19 protein-coding genes are annotated in these 17,107 nt (G+C 71.7%); 10 read left to right on the top strand and 9 right to left on the bottom strand.

Annotated elements, in window-relative coordinates:
• Positions 1-13: 13 nt before the first annotated feature.
• Together ACH4MY_RS27940 and ACH4MY_RS27935 are read right to left on the bottom strand one after the other, a co-directional pair.
• A complete protein-coding gene (locus tag ACH4MY_RS27940; protein WP_398006501.1) occupies positions 14-1,414 on the bottom strand; it encodes a M1 family metallopeptidase in 1,401 nt (466 codons plus the stop codon).
• A 200-nt stretch (positions 1,415-1,614) separates the two neighbouring features.
• The gene (locus ACH4MY_RS27935; protein ID WP_398006500.1) at positions 1,615-2,040 is read right to left on the bottom strand and encodes a PPOX class F420-dependent oxidoreductase; all 426 of its coding nucleotides are present in this window, start codon (positions 2,038-2,040) and stop codon (positions 1,615-1,617) included.
• 152 nt (positions 2,041-2,192) lie between these two features.
• Here ACH4MY_RS27935 and ACH4MY_RS27930 point away from each other — a divergent pair, with 152 nt between their 5' ends.
• The 8 genes from ACH4MY_RS27930 to ACH4MY_RS27895 all read left to right on the top strand — a co-directional run bounded on the left by ACH4MY_RS27930 (position 2,193) and on the right by ACH4MY_RS27895 (position 9,394).
• Positions 2,193-2,606, top strand: a complete 414-nt coding sequence (locus ACH4MY_RS27930) for a roadblock/LC7 domain-containing protein (protein ID WP_398006499.1) — start codon at positions 2,193-2,195, stop codon at positions 2,604-2,606.
• Positions 2,607-2,796: 190 nt separating this feature from the next.
• On the top strand, positions 2,797-4,017 hold the full coding sequence (locus tag ACH4MY_RS27925) for a DUF6397 family protein (protein ID WP_398006498.1): 1,221 nt from the start codon (positions 2,797-2,799) through the stop codon (positions 4,015-4,017).
• Between the two features lie 81 nt (positions 4,018-4,098).
• Positions 4,099-5,646 carry an ATP-dependent DNA ligase gene (locus ACH4MY_RS27920; protein ID WP_398006497.1) on the top strand — a complete coding sequence of 516 codons (1,548 nt, stop codon included), beginning with the start codon at positions 4,099-4,101 and terminating at the stop codon, positions 5,644-5,646.
• Positions 5,647-5,737: 91 nt separating this feature from the next.
• Positions 5,738-6,376, top strand: a complete 639-nt coding sequence (locus ACH4MY_RS27915) for an SMI1/KNR4 family protein (RefSeq protein WP_398006496.1) — start codon at positions 5,738-5,740, stop codon at positions 6,374-6,376.
• Positions 6,377-6,496: 120 nt separating this feature from the next.
• Complete coding sequence (locus ACH4MY_RS27910; protein ID WP_398006524.1) at positions 6,497-6,874, top strand: hypothetical protein; 378 nt, start codon at positions 6,497-6,499, stop codon at positions 6,872-6,874.
• A 271-nt stretch (positions 6,875-7,145) separates the two neighbouring features.
• Complete coding sequence (locus ACH4MY_RS27905) at positions 7,146-7,931, top strand: polysaccharide deacetylase family protein (RefSeq protein WP_398006495.1); 786 nt, start codon at positions 7,146-7,148, stop codon at positions 7,929-7,931.
• Positions 7,932-8,309: 378 nt separating this feature from the next.
• Positions 8,310-9,026, top strand: coding sequence for a hypothetical protein (locus ACH4MY_RS27900; RefSeq protein WP_398006494.1), 717 nt, complete (start codon positions 8,310-8,312; stop codon positions 9,024-9,026).
• Entirely contained in the window at positions 9,023-9,394 is a 372-nt protein-coding gene (locus ACH4MY_RS27895) for a peptidase inhibitor family I36 protein (protein ID WP_398006493.1), read from the top strand. Before ACH4MY_RS27900 ends, ACH4MY_RS27895 begins: the two co-directional genes overlap by 4 nt.
• 59 nt (positions 9,395-9,453) lie before the next feature.
• Here ACH4MY_RS27895 and ACH4MY_RS27890 read toward each other — a convergent pair whose 3' ends face one another.
• From ACH4MY_RS27890 to ACH4MY_RS27860, 7 genes are all read right to left on the bottom strand, one after another.
• Positions 9,454-10,239: a rod shape-determining protein MreC gene (locus ACH4MY_RS27890; RefSeq protein WP_398006492.1), complete on the bottom strand. Its 786-nt coding sequence runs from the start codon at positions 10,237-10,239 to the stop codon at positions 9,454-9,456.
• Between the two features lie 119 nt (positions 10,240-10,358).
• Positions 10,359-11,546 (bottom strand): globin domain-containing protein, encoded by a 1,188-nt coding sequence (locus ACH4MY_RS27885; RefSeq protein WP_398006491.1) that lies wholly within the window; start codon positions 11,544-11,546, stop codon positions 10,359-10,361.
• Between the two features lie 70 nt (positions 11,547-11,616).
• Entirely contained in the window at positions 11,617-12,060 is a 444-nt protein-coding gene (locus ACH4MY_RS27880) for an RrF2 family transcriptional regulator (protein ID WP_398006490.1), read from the bottom strand.
• Between the two features lie 36 nt (positions 12,061-12,096).
• On the bottom strand, positions 12,097-13,029 hold the full coding sequence (locus tag ACH4MY_RS27875; RefSeq protein ID WP_398006489.1) for a hypothetical protein: 933 nt from the start codon (positions 13,027-13,029) through the stop codon (positions 12,097-12,099).
• 37 nt (positions 13,030-13,066) lie between these two features.
• Positions 13,067-13,471, bottom strand: coding sequence for an SHOCT domain-containing protein (locus ACH4MY_RS27870; RefSeq protein ID WP_398006488.1), 405 nt, complete (start codon positions 13,469-13,471; stop codon positions 13,067-13,069).
• Between the two features lie 327 nt (positions 13,472-13,798).
• Positions 13,799-14,248 (bottom strand): peroxiredoxin, encoded by a 450-nt coding sequence (locus ACH4MY_RS27865; protein ID WP_398006487.1) that lies wholly within the window; start codon positions 14,246-14,248, stop codon positions 13,799-13,801.
• Positions 14,249-14,368: 120 nt separating this feature from the next.
• A complete protein-coding gene (locus ACH4MY_RS27860; protein WP_398006486.1) occupies positions 14,369-14,977 on the bottom strand; it encodes a PadR family transcriptional regulator in 609 nt (202 codons plus the stop codon).
• A 147-nt stretch (positions 14,978-15,124) separates the two neighbouring features.
• On the opposite strand from ACH4MY_RS27860, the gene ACH4MY_RS27855 reads away from it, so the two are divergent.
• Positions 15,125-15,610, top strand: coding sequence for an SRPBCC family protein (locus tag ACH4MY_RS27855; protein WP_398006485.1), 486 nt, complete (start codon positions 15,125-15,127; stop codon positions 15,608-15,610).
• Between the two features lie 172 nt (positions 15,611-15,782).
• Positions 15,783-17,096 (top strand): Ig-like domain-containing protein, encoded by a 1,314-nt coding sequence (locus ACH4MY_RS27850; protein WP_398006484.1) that lies wholly within the window; start codon positions 15,783-15,785, stop codon positions 17,094-17,096.
• Positions 17,097-17,107: the final 11 nt, after the last annotated feature.

Below are 17,107 nucleotides of genomic sequence, written 5' to 3'. Positions count from 1 at the left end.
TGGACCGCGGTGCTCAGCGGATCCTGTGCTCCGTCCAGAACGGGCCGAGGTCCCTCGACGTCGCCGCCTGCGCCGCGCGCTTGAACTCCGCGGGGGTGGCGACGCCCAGCCAGTGGTCCCGCACGTAGCGCCGCAGCATGCCCGCCATCGCCGGGCCGCCCAGGACGCGTTCCAGGTCGTGCAGGGCGCAGGAGCCGCGCCTGTAGACGACTTGGCCGTACTCCGAGCGGTGGCCGTCGGCGAAGTAGGCCATGGACCGAGTGACGGCGGCCGTGTCGCTGGGCCACTGGCCCTGGTCGTCCCAGCAGGTGGTGGTGTCGTCGCGGTAGTACAGCTCGGTCGCGTACTGGGCGAAGGACTCGTCCAGCCAGGGCGACGCGAACTGGTCGTTGCCGACGATGCCGTAGAACCACTGGTGGGCGATCTCGTGGACGACGGCCGACCCCTCCGGTTCGGTCCACAGCAGCACGAGGCCCGGGAACTCCATGCTGCCGAAGTCGTCGAGGTTGTCGCTCATGACGAGGTCGAGCTCGCCGTACGGGTACCGCCCGAACCGCTTGCCGAACTCGTCGACCGAGCCCACGGCGTCCCTCAGGTCGACGGCGACACCCTCGGGGGACGTGGCGGCGGTCCAGTACGCGTTCAGCCGGACCCCGCCGGGCGTGGTCACCGTCTTCGACCGGAAGGGGCCCGCCGCCCACGCGAAGTCCCGCACCCCGCGCGCGACGCTGGTGCTGATCGTGCGGCCGGGTGCGCCCGCGCGCCGGGTGGTGACGCCAGTCGTGGGAACGAGCAGTGCACCGGGATGGTCGAGGACGACCCTGAAGTCACCGGCCAGGGTGTGGAAGCTCTCGCCGAAGCCGACGTCCGGGTCGAGGTGATCGCCCTGCGCGTCACGTACCGAAAGCAGGGGCAGCGCATTGCCGAGGTAGCGGTGCGCACCGTCCTTGCCGAAGCGGTGGACGCGGTCCGGGACGGTGATCGCGAGGTCGAACGAGATGGTCGTACGTGCCCCGTACCGCAGTGGCTCGGGCAGGTCGATCCGCAGCGCGGTGCAGTCGACGGCGAGCGGCCGCGGCGTGCCGCCGGCCACCCTGCCCACCCGGACCGGGGACGGCTTGTCCGGAGTCCCGCAGCCGTCGGTGCCGTTTCCCCACAGCCGGATGTCCACCGAACTCAGCGAGGTGCGGGCCGCGTTGCGGAAGGACACCGACTGGCGTCCGGTCCAGCGAGAGCCGTCGTCGTCGGAGCGGAGTGTCACGTCGTACGACGGGCGGTTCGGCGTCGGTGTCCGGGTCGGGGCCACGGCCTCGGCAGAGTCCAGGGGGTCCTGCGCCGCGGCTGTTCGAGGGACGAGCAGCAGGGCGGCCGCGAGAACGGGCAGCAGCGCCCGCCAACACCTGAGCGAGGTCATGGCAGGCACGCTAGAACGCCCGTGCGGCCGGACGGGCGGGTTCCGGAGCACGGGCGGGTTCCTGAGTGCCACCGCTCCCTCTTCCGGGCGGCGGGTTTCGGTTTTCCGGATCGATGTTTGCCGGTCGGCCTTTTCGGCTGGCCCCTTTGGGTCGGTCTCTTTCAGTCGACGCCCTCCGGCCGGAGACCGCTAGTCGGCGACTAGTCGGCGACACCGCCTCTGGCGATCACCTTCTGGATGCGTACGCGGACGAGGAGTTCGCCCGGGACGGCATTGCGCTCCCCGAACTCGTCCGCCCGGTCCTCGCCCATGTAGCGGGCCCCGATGCGGCCGGCCCAGTGACGCAACTCCGCCGGTTCCTCGCTGAGTTCGGCTTCACCGCTGAGCGAGACGAAGGCGAACGGCGGCGTGTCGTCGTCGACGCACAGGGAGACGCGCCCGTCGCGTGCGAGGTTGCGCCCCTTCACCGTGTCCTTGCCCGTGTTGAACACGAACGTGTCGCCGTCGAGGAGGAACCAGATCGGCACGAGGTGCGGACTGCCGTCCTCGCGGACGGTCGCCAGCTTGCCGGTGCGGGTTCCCGCGGACACGAAGGCCCGCCACTGTTCATCGGTCATCCTCGTCATGCCCCCATCCTGCGGCACGCGCGGGCGTGGTGCAGTGCTTGCCCTGTTCACGACAGTGCGTAAGGCTTGCGGCGATACGGCGGACCACTGCGGCACGGGGACCACGGCAATCCGGGTCTACGGGGACGCACCACCCAGGGGGAGGACCACTGATGGCGTTGGACAAGGGACTGGACTGGCTTCTCGACGACCTGACCCAGCGGGTCGGATTCATACGGCACGCGCTGGTGCTGTCGAACGACGGCCTGGTGACGGGCGCGAGCAGCGGACTCGCGCGCGAGGACGCCGAGCATCTGGCGGCAGTCTCGTCAGGCCTGCACAGCCTCGCCCGAGGCTCTGGGCGGCACTTCCGGGCGGGCCGGGCGCGGCAGACGATGGTGGAGTTCGACGAGGCACTGCTCTTCGTGACGGCGGCGGGCGAGGGCAGTTGCCTGTGCGTACTGAGCGCGGCGGAAGCGGATGTCGGTCAGGTGGCGTACGAGATGACGCTGCTGGTCAACCGTGTCGGCGAACACCTCGGCGTGGCGGCACGGCAGCCGAGCCGTCCTGGGGGTGGCGTGATCTGACGCTCTGGCGCTCTGACGCTCTGACGCGGTGGCCGATGGGCTGAACGGCCTGCGGGTGGTGCCGCGATGGGTTGTCCACAAGGCGTTGTCCACAGGTCGTGCGAGGTTCGTCACTCTGCGTTACGTTCTCGGTGGTGGGTCAAAGAGATCCGCACGGAGAGAACACGGACGCACGGGGGAGGGCCACGGGATGACGGTGGACGAAGGGGCGCGCACGGTGACACCGGTGCGGGCCGCGCAGGAACTGGAACTGAGGCGCGACGAGTTCCGGCTCGCGGTCCAGCTCGGCCTGGTGAGGACGGTCCCGGTGGGAGAGGGCGGACGGCGGCGGATCGAGCGGTGCGAGCTCGACCGCCTCAGGGCCGCGCCGGATTTTCCCGCCGGCTTGCGCGAACGGGTGCGCGCGGTCGGTACCGGGGAGGCCGCGGCACTCCTCGAGATCACCCCGGAGCGGTTCACCAGGCTGGTCCGGACGGGCCACCTGAGTCCGGTGCGGTTCTCGCTGAACCGCTACCGGGCGGTGGTGTGGACGTATCTCGCCGAGGAGGTCGCCGAGTTCGGCCTCGCCTGCCCGGCGCTGCTCACCGGCCGGCTGCCGCTGGAACTCCGCGAGCGCCTCGCCGCGCACGAGGACCTGCGGCCCAGGAACTGGCGGGCGCGGCGGCTCGGCGTGCTGCTCCGTGCCACGGACGATCCGTGGGCGCGGACCGCAGCCGTCGCCTCGCTGCTCGACCCGGTCCAGGTGGCCGAGGTCGTCGACGACCCGTACGAGCGCGCACACCTCGACCGGCTTCGCCCGCCGGCGCCGCCCGGCATGCCGGTGCAGGCGGCGGCGCGAGAGATCGCCGAGCGCCTCACACGCGCCGACGACCCGGACGAGATCCTCTGGTACCGGATGAGCCTGGCCATGTCCCTGGACGAGGCGCGTGCCGAGCAGCCGGCTCCGTATCCCGGCGAGGGGCGAGCGATGGTGCCGGGGGTTGTCCCTTCGGCCGGGACGAGGGCGGGCTTCGGGCGCCGGGGGTCACCGCCCCGGCCTCCGGTGCTGACCATGGCGCCCGTGCCGTCCGTGCCGCTCGTACCGTTCGAGCCGTCCGCCCGGCCCGCGTCGTTCGTGCCGCTCGGTGCGGGGGTGGGGAGGGGCCGGGGGAGGGGCCGGGCGGAGGTCCCGGCGTCACCGCCCATGCCTCCGACGCCGCCGCCTCGCGTGCTGGCGGCACCCGAGGCGCCTCCGGCACTCGTGGGGCGTCCGGCACCCGCGGTGCCTTCGGCTCCCTCGGTGCGCCCGGCGGTGGGCGACCGTCTACCGGGACGTCCGGCCCGCACCAAGCTTCTCGACCGGCTGCGGCGCAGGAAGGCGGCAGGGGACGGGCGGGGCGGAGGACGGAGGCGCCCGGTGGCCTGGCCCTGACGGCGACGTGTGACAGAGGAGTCTCCACCGAAGCGGCGGCGTCGGCGTGCGGTGCGGGCGGGCTGTGGGGAGGATGGGCCCATGCTGCTCGCCCGTGTCGCGGAGGTGTCCCGGGAGGTCTCCGCCACCTCCGCGCGCTCGCGCAAGATCGGCCTCCTCGCCGAGCTGTTCGCGGAGGCCGAGCCCGAGGACAGCCCCCTCGTGATCGCCTACCTCTCGGGCCGGCTGCCGCAGGGGCGGATCGGCGTGGGATGGAGTGTCCTGAAGGAGGTGGCTCCGCCCGCCGTACCCCCTGCCGAACTGCCCGGTCTCACGCTCGGGCGGGTCGACGAGGCGCTGACGGAGCTCGCCGAGGTCTCCGGCACGGGGGCTCGCGCCGAGCGGACCCGGCTCGTCCACGCGCTGTTCGCCGCCGCCACCGACGACGAACAGCGGCTTCTGCTGCGGCTGCTCACCGGGGAGGTGCGCCAGGGAGCTCTCGACGCCGTCGCCCTGGAGGCCGTCGCCCAGGCCGTCACCGTGCCCGCCGCCGAACTGCGGCGCGCCGTCATGCTCGAAGGGTCGCTGCCGCCGGTCGCCCAGGCGGTGCTGGCCGAGGGTGCCACGGCGCTCGACCGGTTCACCCTCAGGGTCGGCAATCCCGTACAGCCCATGCTGGCGCACACCGCCGCCTCCGTCACCGAGGCGATCGCAGCCCTCGGCGCCTGCGTCGTCGAGGAGAAACTCGACGGCATCCGCATCCAGGTGCATCGACGCGGCGACGACGTCCGTGTCCACACCCGTTCGCTCGACGACATCACCGACCGCCTGCCGGAAGTGGTCGCGACCGCCCGCGCCGTACCGGCCGACGCGTTCATCCTGGACGGCGAGGTGATCGCCCTCGACCCCGACACCGGCCGCCCCGTCTCCTTCCAGTCCATCGCCGCCCGGGTCGGCTCCCGCACCGACGTGGCCGGCGCGCACGCCGGTCTGCCGCTCACGCCCGTCTTCTTCGACGTCCTCGCGGTCGACGGCGAGGGACTGATCGACCGGCCCGGCCACGACCGGCACGCGGTGCTCACGCGGCTGCTCCCCGAGCCCCAGCGGGTCCGCCGCCTCGTCGTGACGGATCCGGCCGACCCCGCGCAGGTCGAGGAAGCCGAGCGGTTCTTCGCCGACACGCTGGCCCGCGGGCACGAAGGCGTCCTGGTCAAGGCGGGGGACGCGCCCTACGTGGCGGGGCGCAGAGGACGCACCTGGCTGAAGGTGAAGCCGGTCCACACCGTCGACCTCGTCGTCCTCGCCGTCGAACGTGGCCACGGACGCAGGACCGGGCTCCTCTCCAATCTCCATCTCGGAGCCCGCACCGCCGACGGCGGTTTCGTCATGCTCGGGAAGACCTTCAAGGGGCTCACCGACGAGATGCTGCGCTGGCAGACCGAGCGGCTCGCCGAACTCGCCGAGGAGGACGACGGATTCACCGTGAGAGTGCGGCCCGAGCTCGTCGTCGAGATCGCCTACGACGGGCTCCAGACCTCGACCCGCTACCCGGCCGGTGTCACCCTCCGCTTCGCCCGTGTCCTGCGCCATCGTCCGGACAAGCCGGCCTCCGAGGCAGACACCGTCGAGGAGATCACCGGCAGGCGCTGAGCAGGTGCTTTTGAACTGCTCTTGAAGTCCTGCAGGTCAGCCTCGTGCCGCGCAGGATCTTGTTGTCAGCGTGACCGTCTATCTTCGGCACATGACACAGAGGGATGCTGCCGCGTTCGGTCGTGAGTGGGCTCGTTTCGAGTCGTGGCTCAGGTCGCACTCTCCTGCCGACCACGCAGTCTTGCGAAGGCCGGCGGAGCGCGATCGGCTCGTCGAGCTGGAATCACGGCTCGGCTTCGACCTGCACCCGGAACTCAGGGCAATGCTCGAACAGCACGACGGAGCTGCCGGACCTGTTGCGGTCCCCGGTTCCCGCGGACCGCTGCCTGCTGGCGCGTTTCTTCCCTCCGGACACCGACTCAGCGGTGTGGACGACATCGTGATGATGTACGACGTCCTCGCGGACGTCGGCAAGGACAACATCGACGCCGACCTGTGGGAGGAGGACGCGTTGGCAGTGAATCTCCATCACTGCGTGCCTTTCGCACTTCCCAACGATGGCGGTGTCGCCTTCATCGATCACCGTCCCGGGCCCTCGTACGGTCACGTCTACGAGATGGGCATCGGGTCAGGAGACCTGGAGGGGATCCTCTGGGCGACCAGCCTGACGGAGTTGTTCCGAGCCCTGACCGGGGCTCTGGAGACGGGCGGCCCCTTTCTGTACTACTGGCCCGCTCCCTACGAGGACGCATCGGGCCACCACTGCCTCGAATGGGAGATCCGAACCTGAGGAAGCCTGAGGGGCGGGCGGCCCTCGCGGGACGGCGTCGCGCGAGGGATGCTGGAGACGTGGCACGACGAGCGTCGGTGCGACGGGCGCGGGGCGCTGGGAGCGACGGGCCGCGAGGAGATGAGCGACGTGTACGACTTGCACATCGACACCGACGTGACCGTGCAGCTCAACGACTGCTGCCGGGAGGACGCGCAGGCCGTTTTCGACGTCCTCGACGGTGTCTACGAGCTGGAGGACGCGACGGCCCCGAGCCCGCAGGCGGCCGAGGGGCCTTCCCCCACCGTGTGGACGGCCATCTTCGACACGGCGGGCGGACGGCACCAGGAGGTGCGCCCCACTCACCTGACCTCCCCGGTAGGCGCCACACTCAGTGGCGGCTACCACGCCGTCGGCGAGGTTCAGAAGGTGCTCGCCGTCGGCTTCGACATCCAGTCCATGCAGTCCGTCTCCGGTGACCAGGAGACCGAGGCCCGACTCCTGCTCGCCTCCCGCTGAGCCGGAGGCGCGAACTCCCCGGACGGAGCGGACGGGCGCCGTCCGGGGTTGTCGTGCGCCCACCCGCGCGGGTGTCGTCCCTCTTGATGTGCCCACGTGCCCACGTGCCCACGTTTCCACGTGCCAGGGCGTCTGCCCGCGCGCTTGAAGGACCCCGCCGACACCCCCGGTATACACCGTGTGTAGAGTGCTGCGTCGGCCGTGATTACTGCCCTGACCTGGTGGTTTTCCGGCTGAACCGAAGACAGCGCCGGGGAAAGCGGGTTCCATCATGTTCCGATCCAGGCTGGGCCGACGCCGAGGGGCGGCTACTGCCCTGCTCGCCGCGGCGTCACTGATGCTGACGCTCGGAGGCTGCGGAGTCGCCACCCTCACTCCGCAGGACGCCCGGGGCGAGGGCGGAACGGACGACAAGCCGGGCGCCGCGGCCCGCCGTGTCGACTGCGCCGAGGTCAAGTGCATCGCGCTGACCTTCGACGCGGGACCGGGCAAGGACACCCCCCGGCTCCTCGACATCCTCAAGGAGAAGAAGGTCCGCGCGACCTTCTTCCTGCTCGGCAGCAAGCACGTCGACCGCTACCCCCAGGTGGTCAAGCGAATAGCCGACGAGGGGCACGAGGTGGCCAACCACACCTGGACCCACCAGATCCTCACCGATCTCGACGAGGCGGAGGTGCGTGACGAGCTGTCCCGCACCCAGGACGCCGTCGAGAAGATCACCGGCCGGAAGCCCACCCTGATGCGCCCTCCGCAGGGGCGCACCGATGGCGTGGTCGCCGGCGTCAGCAGGGATCTCGGACTCGCTCAGGTCCTGTGGAGCATCACCGCCAAGGATTACGCCACCACCGACTCCGCCCTCATACGCCAGCGTGTGCTCGACCAGGCGCACGGTGACGGGATCATCCTGCTCCACGACATCTACGACGGCACGGTTCCGGCCGTTCCCTCGATCATCGACGAGCTCAAGCGGCGGGGTTTCACCTTTGTGACCGTGCCGGAGCTGCTCGCCCCGGGCAAGGTCGAACCGGGAGCCGTCTACCGTCCCGAGAGGGACTGACCAGACCTGCCGAAACCGGGTGAGGTGACTCACACCGCCCACGGGGGCATGCTCGGAACATTCGGGAAACGCTGACCGTTCCTACTTATGTGACTGCGAAGGGGTCCGGTCCCCAAGGTCCCCCCCCAGAGGTGACCGCTCTTCGCGTCACGGCGATCGGCCCCGGTTGGAATCCCCCGTCCAACCGGGGCTCTGTCGTTTCCGGTCACCCTCCCGCACGGCGGGACTGCGGCGCACGAGGGGCGCTCACTCCGGCGCGTTCGACCCGTTCGAGTGAGCATCGGCATGGTGGCCCCAGCCTCGGGCAGTGATCATCCCGAGCCGTCGAGTCGATCACTCGCCGGCCGTCCGAACAGGGACGATCGACCGGGGGACCTCATGCTCCGCACCACCGCGCACACACGTCACGCCCTCCTGACCGCAGCCGCCGCACTCCTGCTCTCCGGCTGCACCGTCGTGGGATCCGGAGCACCCGAGACCCCCGGGATCCCCGCCGGTACGGCGGCCCAGGACGCGCTCCTCAAGGCCGCCGAGCACCGGCTCGTCGTGGACTGTCTGCACGGCCAGGGCCTCTCGCTGACGTCCAGGCCCCGCGCCCCGGACGAGGACCGAACTCTTCGGGCGGCGCTCTTCGGCGCCGGTCCCCGAGAGCTGTCCGTCACCCTCGCCACAGGGGCCACCGTCACCGCCCACGAGGACGGTTGTCTGGCCAGGGCCAGACAACGGCTCTACGGCGACCAGCGTCGCTGGTTCCGGGCCCAGGTCGTCGTCGACAACCTCCGTGCCGAAGCCCAGGCCCGGGTCGGCGCCTACCCCACCCACCGCGCGGCCCTCGCCCGCTGGAACCGGTGTGTGACGTCGTCGGGCAGCGCCCCGCGCCCCGACCGCCCCGATCCGGCCGTCGCCGCCCGGTGCTCCCGCGAGACCGGACTCGACGAGGTCCGGGCCCGGCTGGAGGCCGCCGAGCTGGTCACGGTGCGCGCCCTGCGCCGTGAGGAGCTCACCACGTACCGGCAGCTGCGCGACCGCGCACTGCGGCGGGCAGTCGAACTGCCCGTGACCGTCCCCTCGCAGAAAGGCCCCACCCTCTCGTGAAGCGACTTCTCGTCACCACTGCCGCGGCCCTGTTCGCCGCCACCGCCGGCCTCGCCTTCGCCGCCTCCGCGGGGGCCGCCGAATGCCCCAGTGGGGAGTTCTGCGTCTGGCAGGACTCCAACTTCGGCGGCCAGCGCGCGAACTGGAGCGGAGACGACGGCTGGTGGGAGAGCTGGATCTCCGACACCGACTCCTCCTGGGCCAACCACGGCATCTCCGGCCCCGGCATCAAGGACCACGTCAAGGTCTATGAGAGTGCGTGGCAGGGCGGCAGCATGACCCTCTGTCTCGCCCCGGGACAGGAGGTCGGCTACAACGGTGCTGCCAATGACCGCGGTGACTCCCACATCTGGTCGATGGGCTGCTGACCCGGCTCCGCGCTCTCCCGGTGCAGGGCCTGTGCGGCGACCTTGGTACCGCCCCCGAATCAGCCGTGGGCGATGGTGCCCGTCGGGTGGCGGAGGGCCGAGGTGAGCATCAGGCCCGCGCCACGGACGACGCTGGTCGACGGGTCGTTCGCCAGGCGGAGACGGGCGCGGAGGAGGTGGGCGAGGCGGCCGGTCACGTCCAGGCACAGGGCTCCGCCGCCGGTCACCAGGACGCCGCGCCGCAGCGCTCCACGCACGGCACCGGTGCGGTCGTGGCGCCACAGGTCGCTCACCATGTCGGCCGCCGTCGCCGCGACCGTGTCCGGGGCGCCGCGGTAGTCCGGGGCGCCGTCGGGGTCCCGGACGTCGTCGACCCCCACCTCGGCCAGCCGGGCGTCCTCGACGAGGCCGTCCACGACGAGCGTGACCTCGGTCAGCTGTGCGCCGAGGTCGACGACGAGCAGCGGGCCGCCGCCCGGTGGGGCCGCGTAGGCCGCCGCGGCGCGGGCGCTGTCCACGGCGATGACCCGTGTCGGGCCGAGCGCGTCCACCATCTGTCGGGCGGCCTGCCGCTCCTCGGGAGCGGCGAGCACGGGGTGGGTCAGCATCACGACGGTGTCGTGCCCGCCGTCGCCCGGGGCCGAGGCGGTGAGGCGTCGGAGCAGCCGGAGCTGGGAGGCCGTGTCGGTCACGCGCCCGCGTCGCACCGGACCGCTCGGCACGTCCGCGAAGACGCCCGCCCCGGGTGCCCAGGCCCGGGTCCTGGAGCTGCCGATGTCGAGGGCGATCCCCCGTACAGGCCGCCTCGCGCCCGGGCCGCCGCCTGAAGATCCGAACGATCCCATCGCTTCCGTCCATTCTCCGCGGACCCGCTGATTGTGAGGTCGATACGGCCTCACTATGCAGTATCCGTGGCAGGAGCGCCATGAAGCTTGTGGATCGAAGGGCTCTCCGTGAGGTGGGGTCAGTTCTCGGCGCCCAGCCACAGGTCGGGGCCGAACACCTCGTAGTGAATGTCGGCCGCGGCGGTGCCCCGGCCGATGAGGTCGCCTCGGACCGTACGGAGGAACGGCAGCGGTCCGCACAGGTACGCGGTCGCGCCGGTCGGCAGATCGAGGGTGGTCACGTCGGCGCGGCCGGGCCGCGCTCCGGAGTCGCCGGGCTCCTCGTACCAGAGGTGCAGCGTTCCCTGCGGCAGTGCATCGACCAGGCGTCGCAGTTCGTCGGCGTGTGCGTGGGAGGCGGGGGTGCGGTCGGCGTGGACGACCACGACGGGGCGGGTCGAGCAGGTGGCGGCGAGGTGGTCGAGCATCGCCAGCATCGGGGTGCTGCCGATCCCGGCGGAGGCGAGCAGCAGGGGTCCGTCGCCCTCGGGCAGGACCAGGTCCCCGAACGGGGCGGAGACCTCCACGGTGTCGCCCACGCGTGCGTGGGTGTGCAGCCAGGAGGAGACCTCGCCCGCCGGGTCGCCGTCGACCCGCTTCACGGTGATCCGCCACTGCGGGTGCCCGGGGGCGGCGGACAGGCTGTACTGGCGGATCTGCCGGGCGCCGTCGGGCAGCGCGACCTGGACGCTTACGTACTGGCCCGGCCGGAACGCGGCCGTGGCGGTTCCGTCGGCGTGCCGCAGGACGAAGGAGACGGTGTCCGCCGTCTCCTCCCGCCGCTCGGCGATCTCCATGGACCGCCAGACCTGCCCTTCGGCGACGCCGGCTTCCTGGTAGAGGCGGGTCTCCACGGCGATCAGCGCGTTGGCCATCAGCCAGTACACCTCGTCCCAGGCCCGTGCGACCTCGGGCGTCACCGCGTCGCCGAGGATCTCGACGATCGCGGCGAAGAGGTGCTCGTGCACGGTCTTGTACTGCGAGGAGGTGACGCCGAGCGAGGCGTGCTTGTGGGCGATCCGCGACAGCATCACGTCGGGACGCTCGTCCGGCTTCTCGAGCAGGGCGACGGCGAAGGCGGCTATCGAACCGGCGAGCGCCTTGCGCTGCTCGCCGGCGGCCTGGTTGCCCCGGTTGAACAGGTCGCGCAGGAGCTCGGGGTGGGCGGCGAAGAGGCGGTCGTAGAACCGCTCGGTGATCCGGTCGAGCGCGCCGCCGACGGCGGGCAGGGTGGCGCGGACGACCGGGACGGCCTGCTCGGACAGCATGGGAACTCGCAATCTGGTAGATGATTCGCGTATTTAACGGGGTGCGTGCGCGCTGTCGGGCGCGAACGGCTCAGGGCGTGGGGCGTGGGGTGAGGGAGAGGAGCAGAGGGCCGGTGGGTGAGTCCACCAGCTCCGCCACGGTCAGGGGGTCCAGCGTGCGGTAGAACGCCTCCTGCGCCTCGCGCAGCGCCCCCCGCAGCCGGCAGGCGGTGCGCAGTGGGCACGGGGGATCGCCCTCGCAGGCGACGACCTCCTCCTCGCCCTCCAGGGTGCGGGCCAGCCAGCCCACCGAGGAGCGCCGGCCCCGTTCCGTCAGGGCCAGGCCGCCACCACGGCCGCGCCGCGCCTCGACCACGCCGAGATGCTGGAGCCGGGTGACCACCTTCGCCATATGGGCGTAGGGCACGTCCATGGACTCCGCCACCTCGCGGGTGGTGACGGACTCCTCCGGAGCGGTGACCGCCAGGCGCATCACGGCACGGAGCGCCAGGTCGGTGAACTTCGTCAGTCTCACGCCGTGACCGTATCAAAGCGGTATCCGGCATACGCATTAAGGGGTGGGGCCTCGTCTCCAGCGTCGCCACAGCCACCAGCCGCCCGAGAGCAGGCAGCTGGTGGTGAGCACGATCCCCACGACCGGCCATCGTCCGCCCGCGATCCGGAGGTCCGTGACGATCACCAGGAAGAGCGCGACGGTCGGCAGGAGAACGGAACCGACCGCGCGCAGCCCTGCCTTGGCCAGGGCCGGGTCGAGTCGCACACCGCGCGGGGAGCGCAGATCCAGGGAGCCGACGTAGAAGACGGTGGCCCGGTCGGTCAGCCGTGTGGTGCCGCGGTAGTACTGGACGGCCATGTAGGGCAGCCAGACCAGCGGCGCCACCAGGCCGACCAGGAACACGGCACCGAGGAGTGCCCACCGGCCGATGCGGACCCACAGGCCGGCTGCGTCACCCGGTGTGACCAGCCCGAGGAGCCGTGCCATCCGCGCGATGAGGTTCCGGAACCCCGCCGTGCGCCCCCGGCCACCGCCGGTTCGTGGCCGGGCTCCGGCCCCGTCCAGCGCGGCCCGCGCGGTCTCGGTGTCCCCGTACACCCCTTGCAGGACGAGCAGTTCGGCCCCGCGCTGCGGGTCCGTGGCGTCCCGCCCCTCGACGGCGGCGATTTCGAGCACCGTGCGTACCTGGGAGAGGAGCGCGGCGCAGAAGGCCAGCGGGATGAGCAGCAGGAACGGGCCGCCGACGAAAGCGCCTTCCGCCGTCACCGTACGGCGTCCACGGGCCACGACCAGGGTGCGCAGGGCGGCCTCGTCGGCCTCGGGGTGCTCCCTGCGGAGGCGGGCGACGGCCGGTCCGGCCCGGGGGCCCAGATGGCGCAACGCGAAGGACGCGAGCGACTCCGGCAGCCTGCCGGGCTCGGCCATGATCTCCCTCAGCAGGGAACCGGCGAGCCCGGCGGCCGGTGCCGCCCGCGTCCTCCCGCGCACCTCCGTGCGCGCTTCCCGTGCGTGCCCCTCCCGGGCCTCAGGCCAGGACCTTGGCCTTGGCCTTCTCGAACTCCTCGGGAGTGATCGCGCCCTTGTCCTTCAGTTCCGCCAGCCGGGCCAGCTCGTCGGTGGCACTGCCGCCGCCACCGCCCTCCGGCGTCGAGGCGGTCTTGCGGATGTAGTCCTGGAAGGCCGCCTCGCTCTGCCTGGCCCGCTTGAGGTCACGCGCGCCCATGCTCTTGCCCCGGGCGATGACGTAGACCAGCACCCCGAGATAGGGGAGCACGATGCAGAAGATCAGCCAGCCGGCTTTGGCCCAACCGTTGAGGGAGTGGTCCCGGAAGATGTCGGTGATCACCTTGAAGAGCAGGAACAGCCACATGATCCAGATGAAGAACCACAGCATGGTCCAGAAGAGGTTGAGGAGAGGGTAGTCGTCCATTCCTGCACGCTCCGTTCCGACGCCGGCCGGGAGAGGCCAGGTGTTGGAGCGAGTCTCACCCAGCCTCGGCGCCCCCGCATGTCGTGGCCGCTCGGCCTGCGGCCCGCCCGCCGCCGTGTTCGGATGGAGGGCGTGAACCGCGCCCGTCGCCGGGGGCCGCATGCGGAGCCGCGCCGGGCAGAGAAAGGCTCAGACGGCGGGCAGAGCAGGGCTCAGACGGCGGTCAAGGCGCGGCTCAGGTGGCGGTCAAGGCACGGCTGAGACGCCAGGCAGGGCATGGCTGAGAGGCCGGGCAGGGCACGGCTGAGACGCCCCGCGGGGCAGGGATCAGGCGCCGCGCAGGGCCGCGAGCGCGCGGTCCGCGTGGGCGCTCATGCGCAGCTCGCTGCGTACGACCTCCCGGATCCGCCGGTCCTGGCCGATCACGAACGTGACCCGCTTCGTCGGCGCGAGCGAGAATCCCCGCTTCACCCCGAACCGGTCGCGGACGGCACCGTCCGGGTCGGACAGCAGGGGGTAGCCGAGCGAGTGCCGGTCGGCGAACTCCTGCTGCCGTTCCACCGCGTCCGTGCTGATCCCGACGGGCAGCGCGCCGACGGCGCGGAACTCGGCCGCCAGATCGCGGAAGTGGCAGGCCTCGGCGGTGCAGCCGGGGGTGAGCGCCGCCGGATAGAAGAAGAGGACGACCGGTCCTTCGGAAAGGAGACCGGTGAGGGAGCGCGGGGCGCCCGTCTCGTCCGGAAGGCTGAAGTCCTCGACGAGGTCACCGACGTTCATAGAGGCCCGTCCCCGATCCGTACCCGATGTGCCACCGGCGCGTCCGGTGGCCGGCCGGTGACGTTACCCCAGAGTAGGAGCCGACGTCACCCCTCGTACGCCCTCGCTCCTCGGGGTGCCTCAGCCGCTGTGCGCCGCCTCCGCCGCCTTGCTGCGGGCCGTCGCCCGGCTCCGTGCCGTGGCGCGCCGGTCGAGGACGGCGAGGGCGCGCTCGCCCCAGCGCAGGTTCTCCTCCTCGAAGAACCGGCCGCGCATCAGCGTGAGGTACGGGCCCACCCGCTCCGCCTCGTCGAGGTACGTCTCCTCGTCCCGGCCGGCGAGCATCCATTCGCGCAGCCGGTCGTAGCGGGCCAGTTTCGCCCGGGCCGTCTCCATCCGCTGGGCCACGAACCCGCGGACGGCCGTCGTGTCGCCCTCGTCGCAGGCCTGCACCTGCACCATCAGCTCGTCACGGACGGCGCTGGGCCGCGGCGGCGTCGAGGTGTAGGCGGCCAGATCACGCATCCCGGGCTCCGTGAGGCTGAACATCCGCTTGTTGGGGCGACGTTCCTGCTCCACCACGCGCGCCGTGATCAGGCCGGCCTCGGCGAGCTTGTCCAGCTCGCGGTAGAGCTGCTGCGGGGTGGCGGCCCAGAAGTTGGCGACGGACACGTCGAAGATCTTGGCCAGGTCGTATCCGGAGGCCTCGCCCTCCAGGAGAGCTGCGAGGACGGCGTGCTTGAGGGACATCCGGCCACGCTAGCAGCACGTTGAATAGTTTCCTCCGCACCTATTCAACCGGCGATCCCCGAGCCGGACGGGGCTCTCTCGCTGGCACGTCCGTCCGGCGCCTGCCTAGGCTGGAGGGAGGGGACGGCAGATCCGAGGGGCAGCGCGATGGACAACCACACGTTTGTCTACACCACCTATATCCGGACCACCCCCGACGAGCTCTGGACCGCGCTCACCGACCCGGAGAGCACTCGCCGGTACTGGGGCGTGGCCTTCGAGAGCGAGTGGACGACCGGCGCCCCCATGGTCTGGGACGAGAACGGACGCAGGACCGTCGACCCCGAGCAGGTCGTTCTGGCGGCCGAGCCCGGCCGCCGCCTCTCCTACACCTGGCACACGTTCACCCCGGCCTGGGCGGAGGCCGTGCACCTCGGGCAGGACGTGTACGAGCGGCTCGCCCGTGAGCGCCGGTCCCGGGTGACCTTCCTGATCGAGCCCTCCGGAGACACCGTCAAGCTCACGGTCACACATGGCGACCTGGAACCCGGCGGTCTGATGAGGGGGATGATCGGCGAAGGCTGGCCCGCGCTGATCTCCAGCCTCAAGTCCCTTCTGGAGACGGGGGAGGAGCTCCCGGAGCCGCCCCGCTGACCCATTCGAGTCGTCTCGTCCACCACTCCGCCGCCACGCCCGGCGTCTTGATCATCCGATTCTCCTTTCATCCGATTTGATACTGCGGTCGGCACCGCTCGCCGGCATCGCCGTCAGAAAGGGGAGGGTGTCCGACGTGTCGTCACGCAGATACGTACGAGGGTGGGGAGCGTTGTCCCTGGCCGTCGGGGCCGTCCTCGTCAGTACGGCTGCCCAGTCGCCCACCGAACCGGACGCACGCACCACCGCGGGCCCGGAACCCGCCACCGTCGTCACCGTGGACGGCTGCACCACTGTCGGCGGCCTCTGCTCCGCACCCCGTCACACCGTCGTGCTCGACGGTGCTCCGGTCCTCACCGGGCGTCCCTTCACACTCGGCCCCCGGGCCTCCGGGCCGGTGGAACTCGCGCTGCGCACCCGCGGAGTCCTCGCCGACGTCACCGTCACCGACCAACGCGGCCGCCGCGTCGCCGGCACCCCGAGCCCCGACCGCACCCGGTGGACCAGCACCGCACCGCTCCCGGCGGGGTCCCGCTACGCCGCCCGCCTCGTCGTCGAGCAGAGCGGGGCCGAAGACCCCCACCGTCACCTCGCACGGCTGGACTTCCGTACGGACACGGCCCCCGCCGGAGAACGGCTCACCGTCACCTTCGGGCCGGAGGACGGCGGCACGTACGGCGTCGGCCAGCCGGTCACCGCCGAACTCAGCCACCCCGTACCGGCGGACGCCCCGGAGGCCCGGCGGATCGTCGAACGAGCCCTCCAGGTGCGGACCCGACCTCATGTCGAAGGCGCCTGGTACTGGGTCGACTCCGACACCCTGCACTACCGGCCCCGCGGCTACTGGCCCACCCACGCCACGGTCCGGGTCCGCAGCGGCCTCGACGGGGCTCGGATCACCGGCGGCCTCTTCGGAGGCCGCTCGCAGCCCCTCACCTTCACCACCGGGGACCGGATCGAAGCCGTCACCGACGTCTCCGCCCTGCGGATGACCGTGTTCCGCGACGGACAGCCGCTCCGCACCCTCCCGGTCACCACCGGCAAGGCCGGCTACCGCACCCGGGGCGGTACCAAGGTCGTCCTGGGCAAGGAGCCGCTCGTGCACATGCGCGGCGACTCCATCGGCATCGCGCGCGGCAGCCGCGACTACTTCGACCTCAAGGTCCGCTGGGCCACCCGGGTGACCTGGAGCGGCGAGTACCTCCACGCGGCCCCCTGGTCGCTCGACGTCCAGGGCAGTGAGAACGTCAGCCACGGCTGCACCGGAATGAGTACCGAGGACGCCGCCTGGCTCTTCGCCACCGTCCGCGAGGGCGACCTCGTCCGTGTGATCAACGGATACGGCGAGCTCATGAGCCCCTTCGACAACGGCTTCGGCGACTGGAACCTCAGCTGGCCCGAGTGGCGGCGCGGGAGCGCCCTCGGCCCGAGTGCGGCCGGCCCCCGTTCGGCAACCGCCGCGACGTTGCTGCGCCCGGCACTGTGAACCGCAAGGAG

It is taken from the genome of Streptomyces sp. NPDC017246 (assembly GCF_044331325.1).
Classification (GTDB): domain Bacteria; phylum Actinomycetota; class Actinomycetes; order Streptomycetales; family Streptomycetaceae; genus Streptomyces.
Note: the sequence above shows the minus strand (reverse complement) of the source record. Positions and strands in the feature narration are given on the sequence as shown.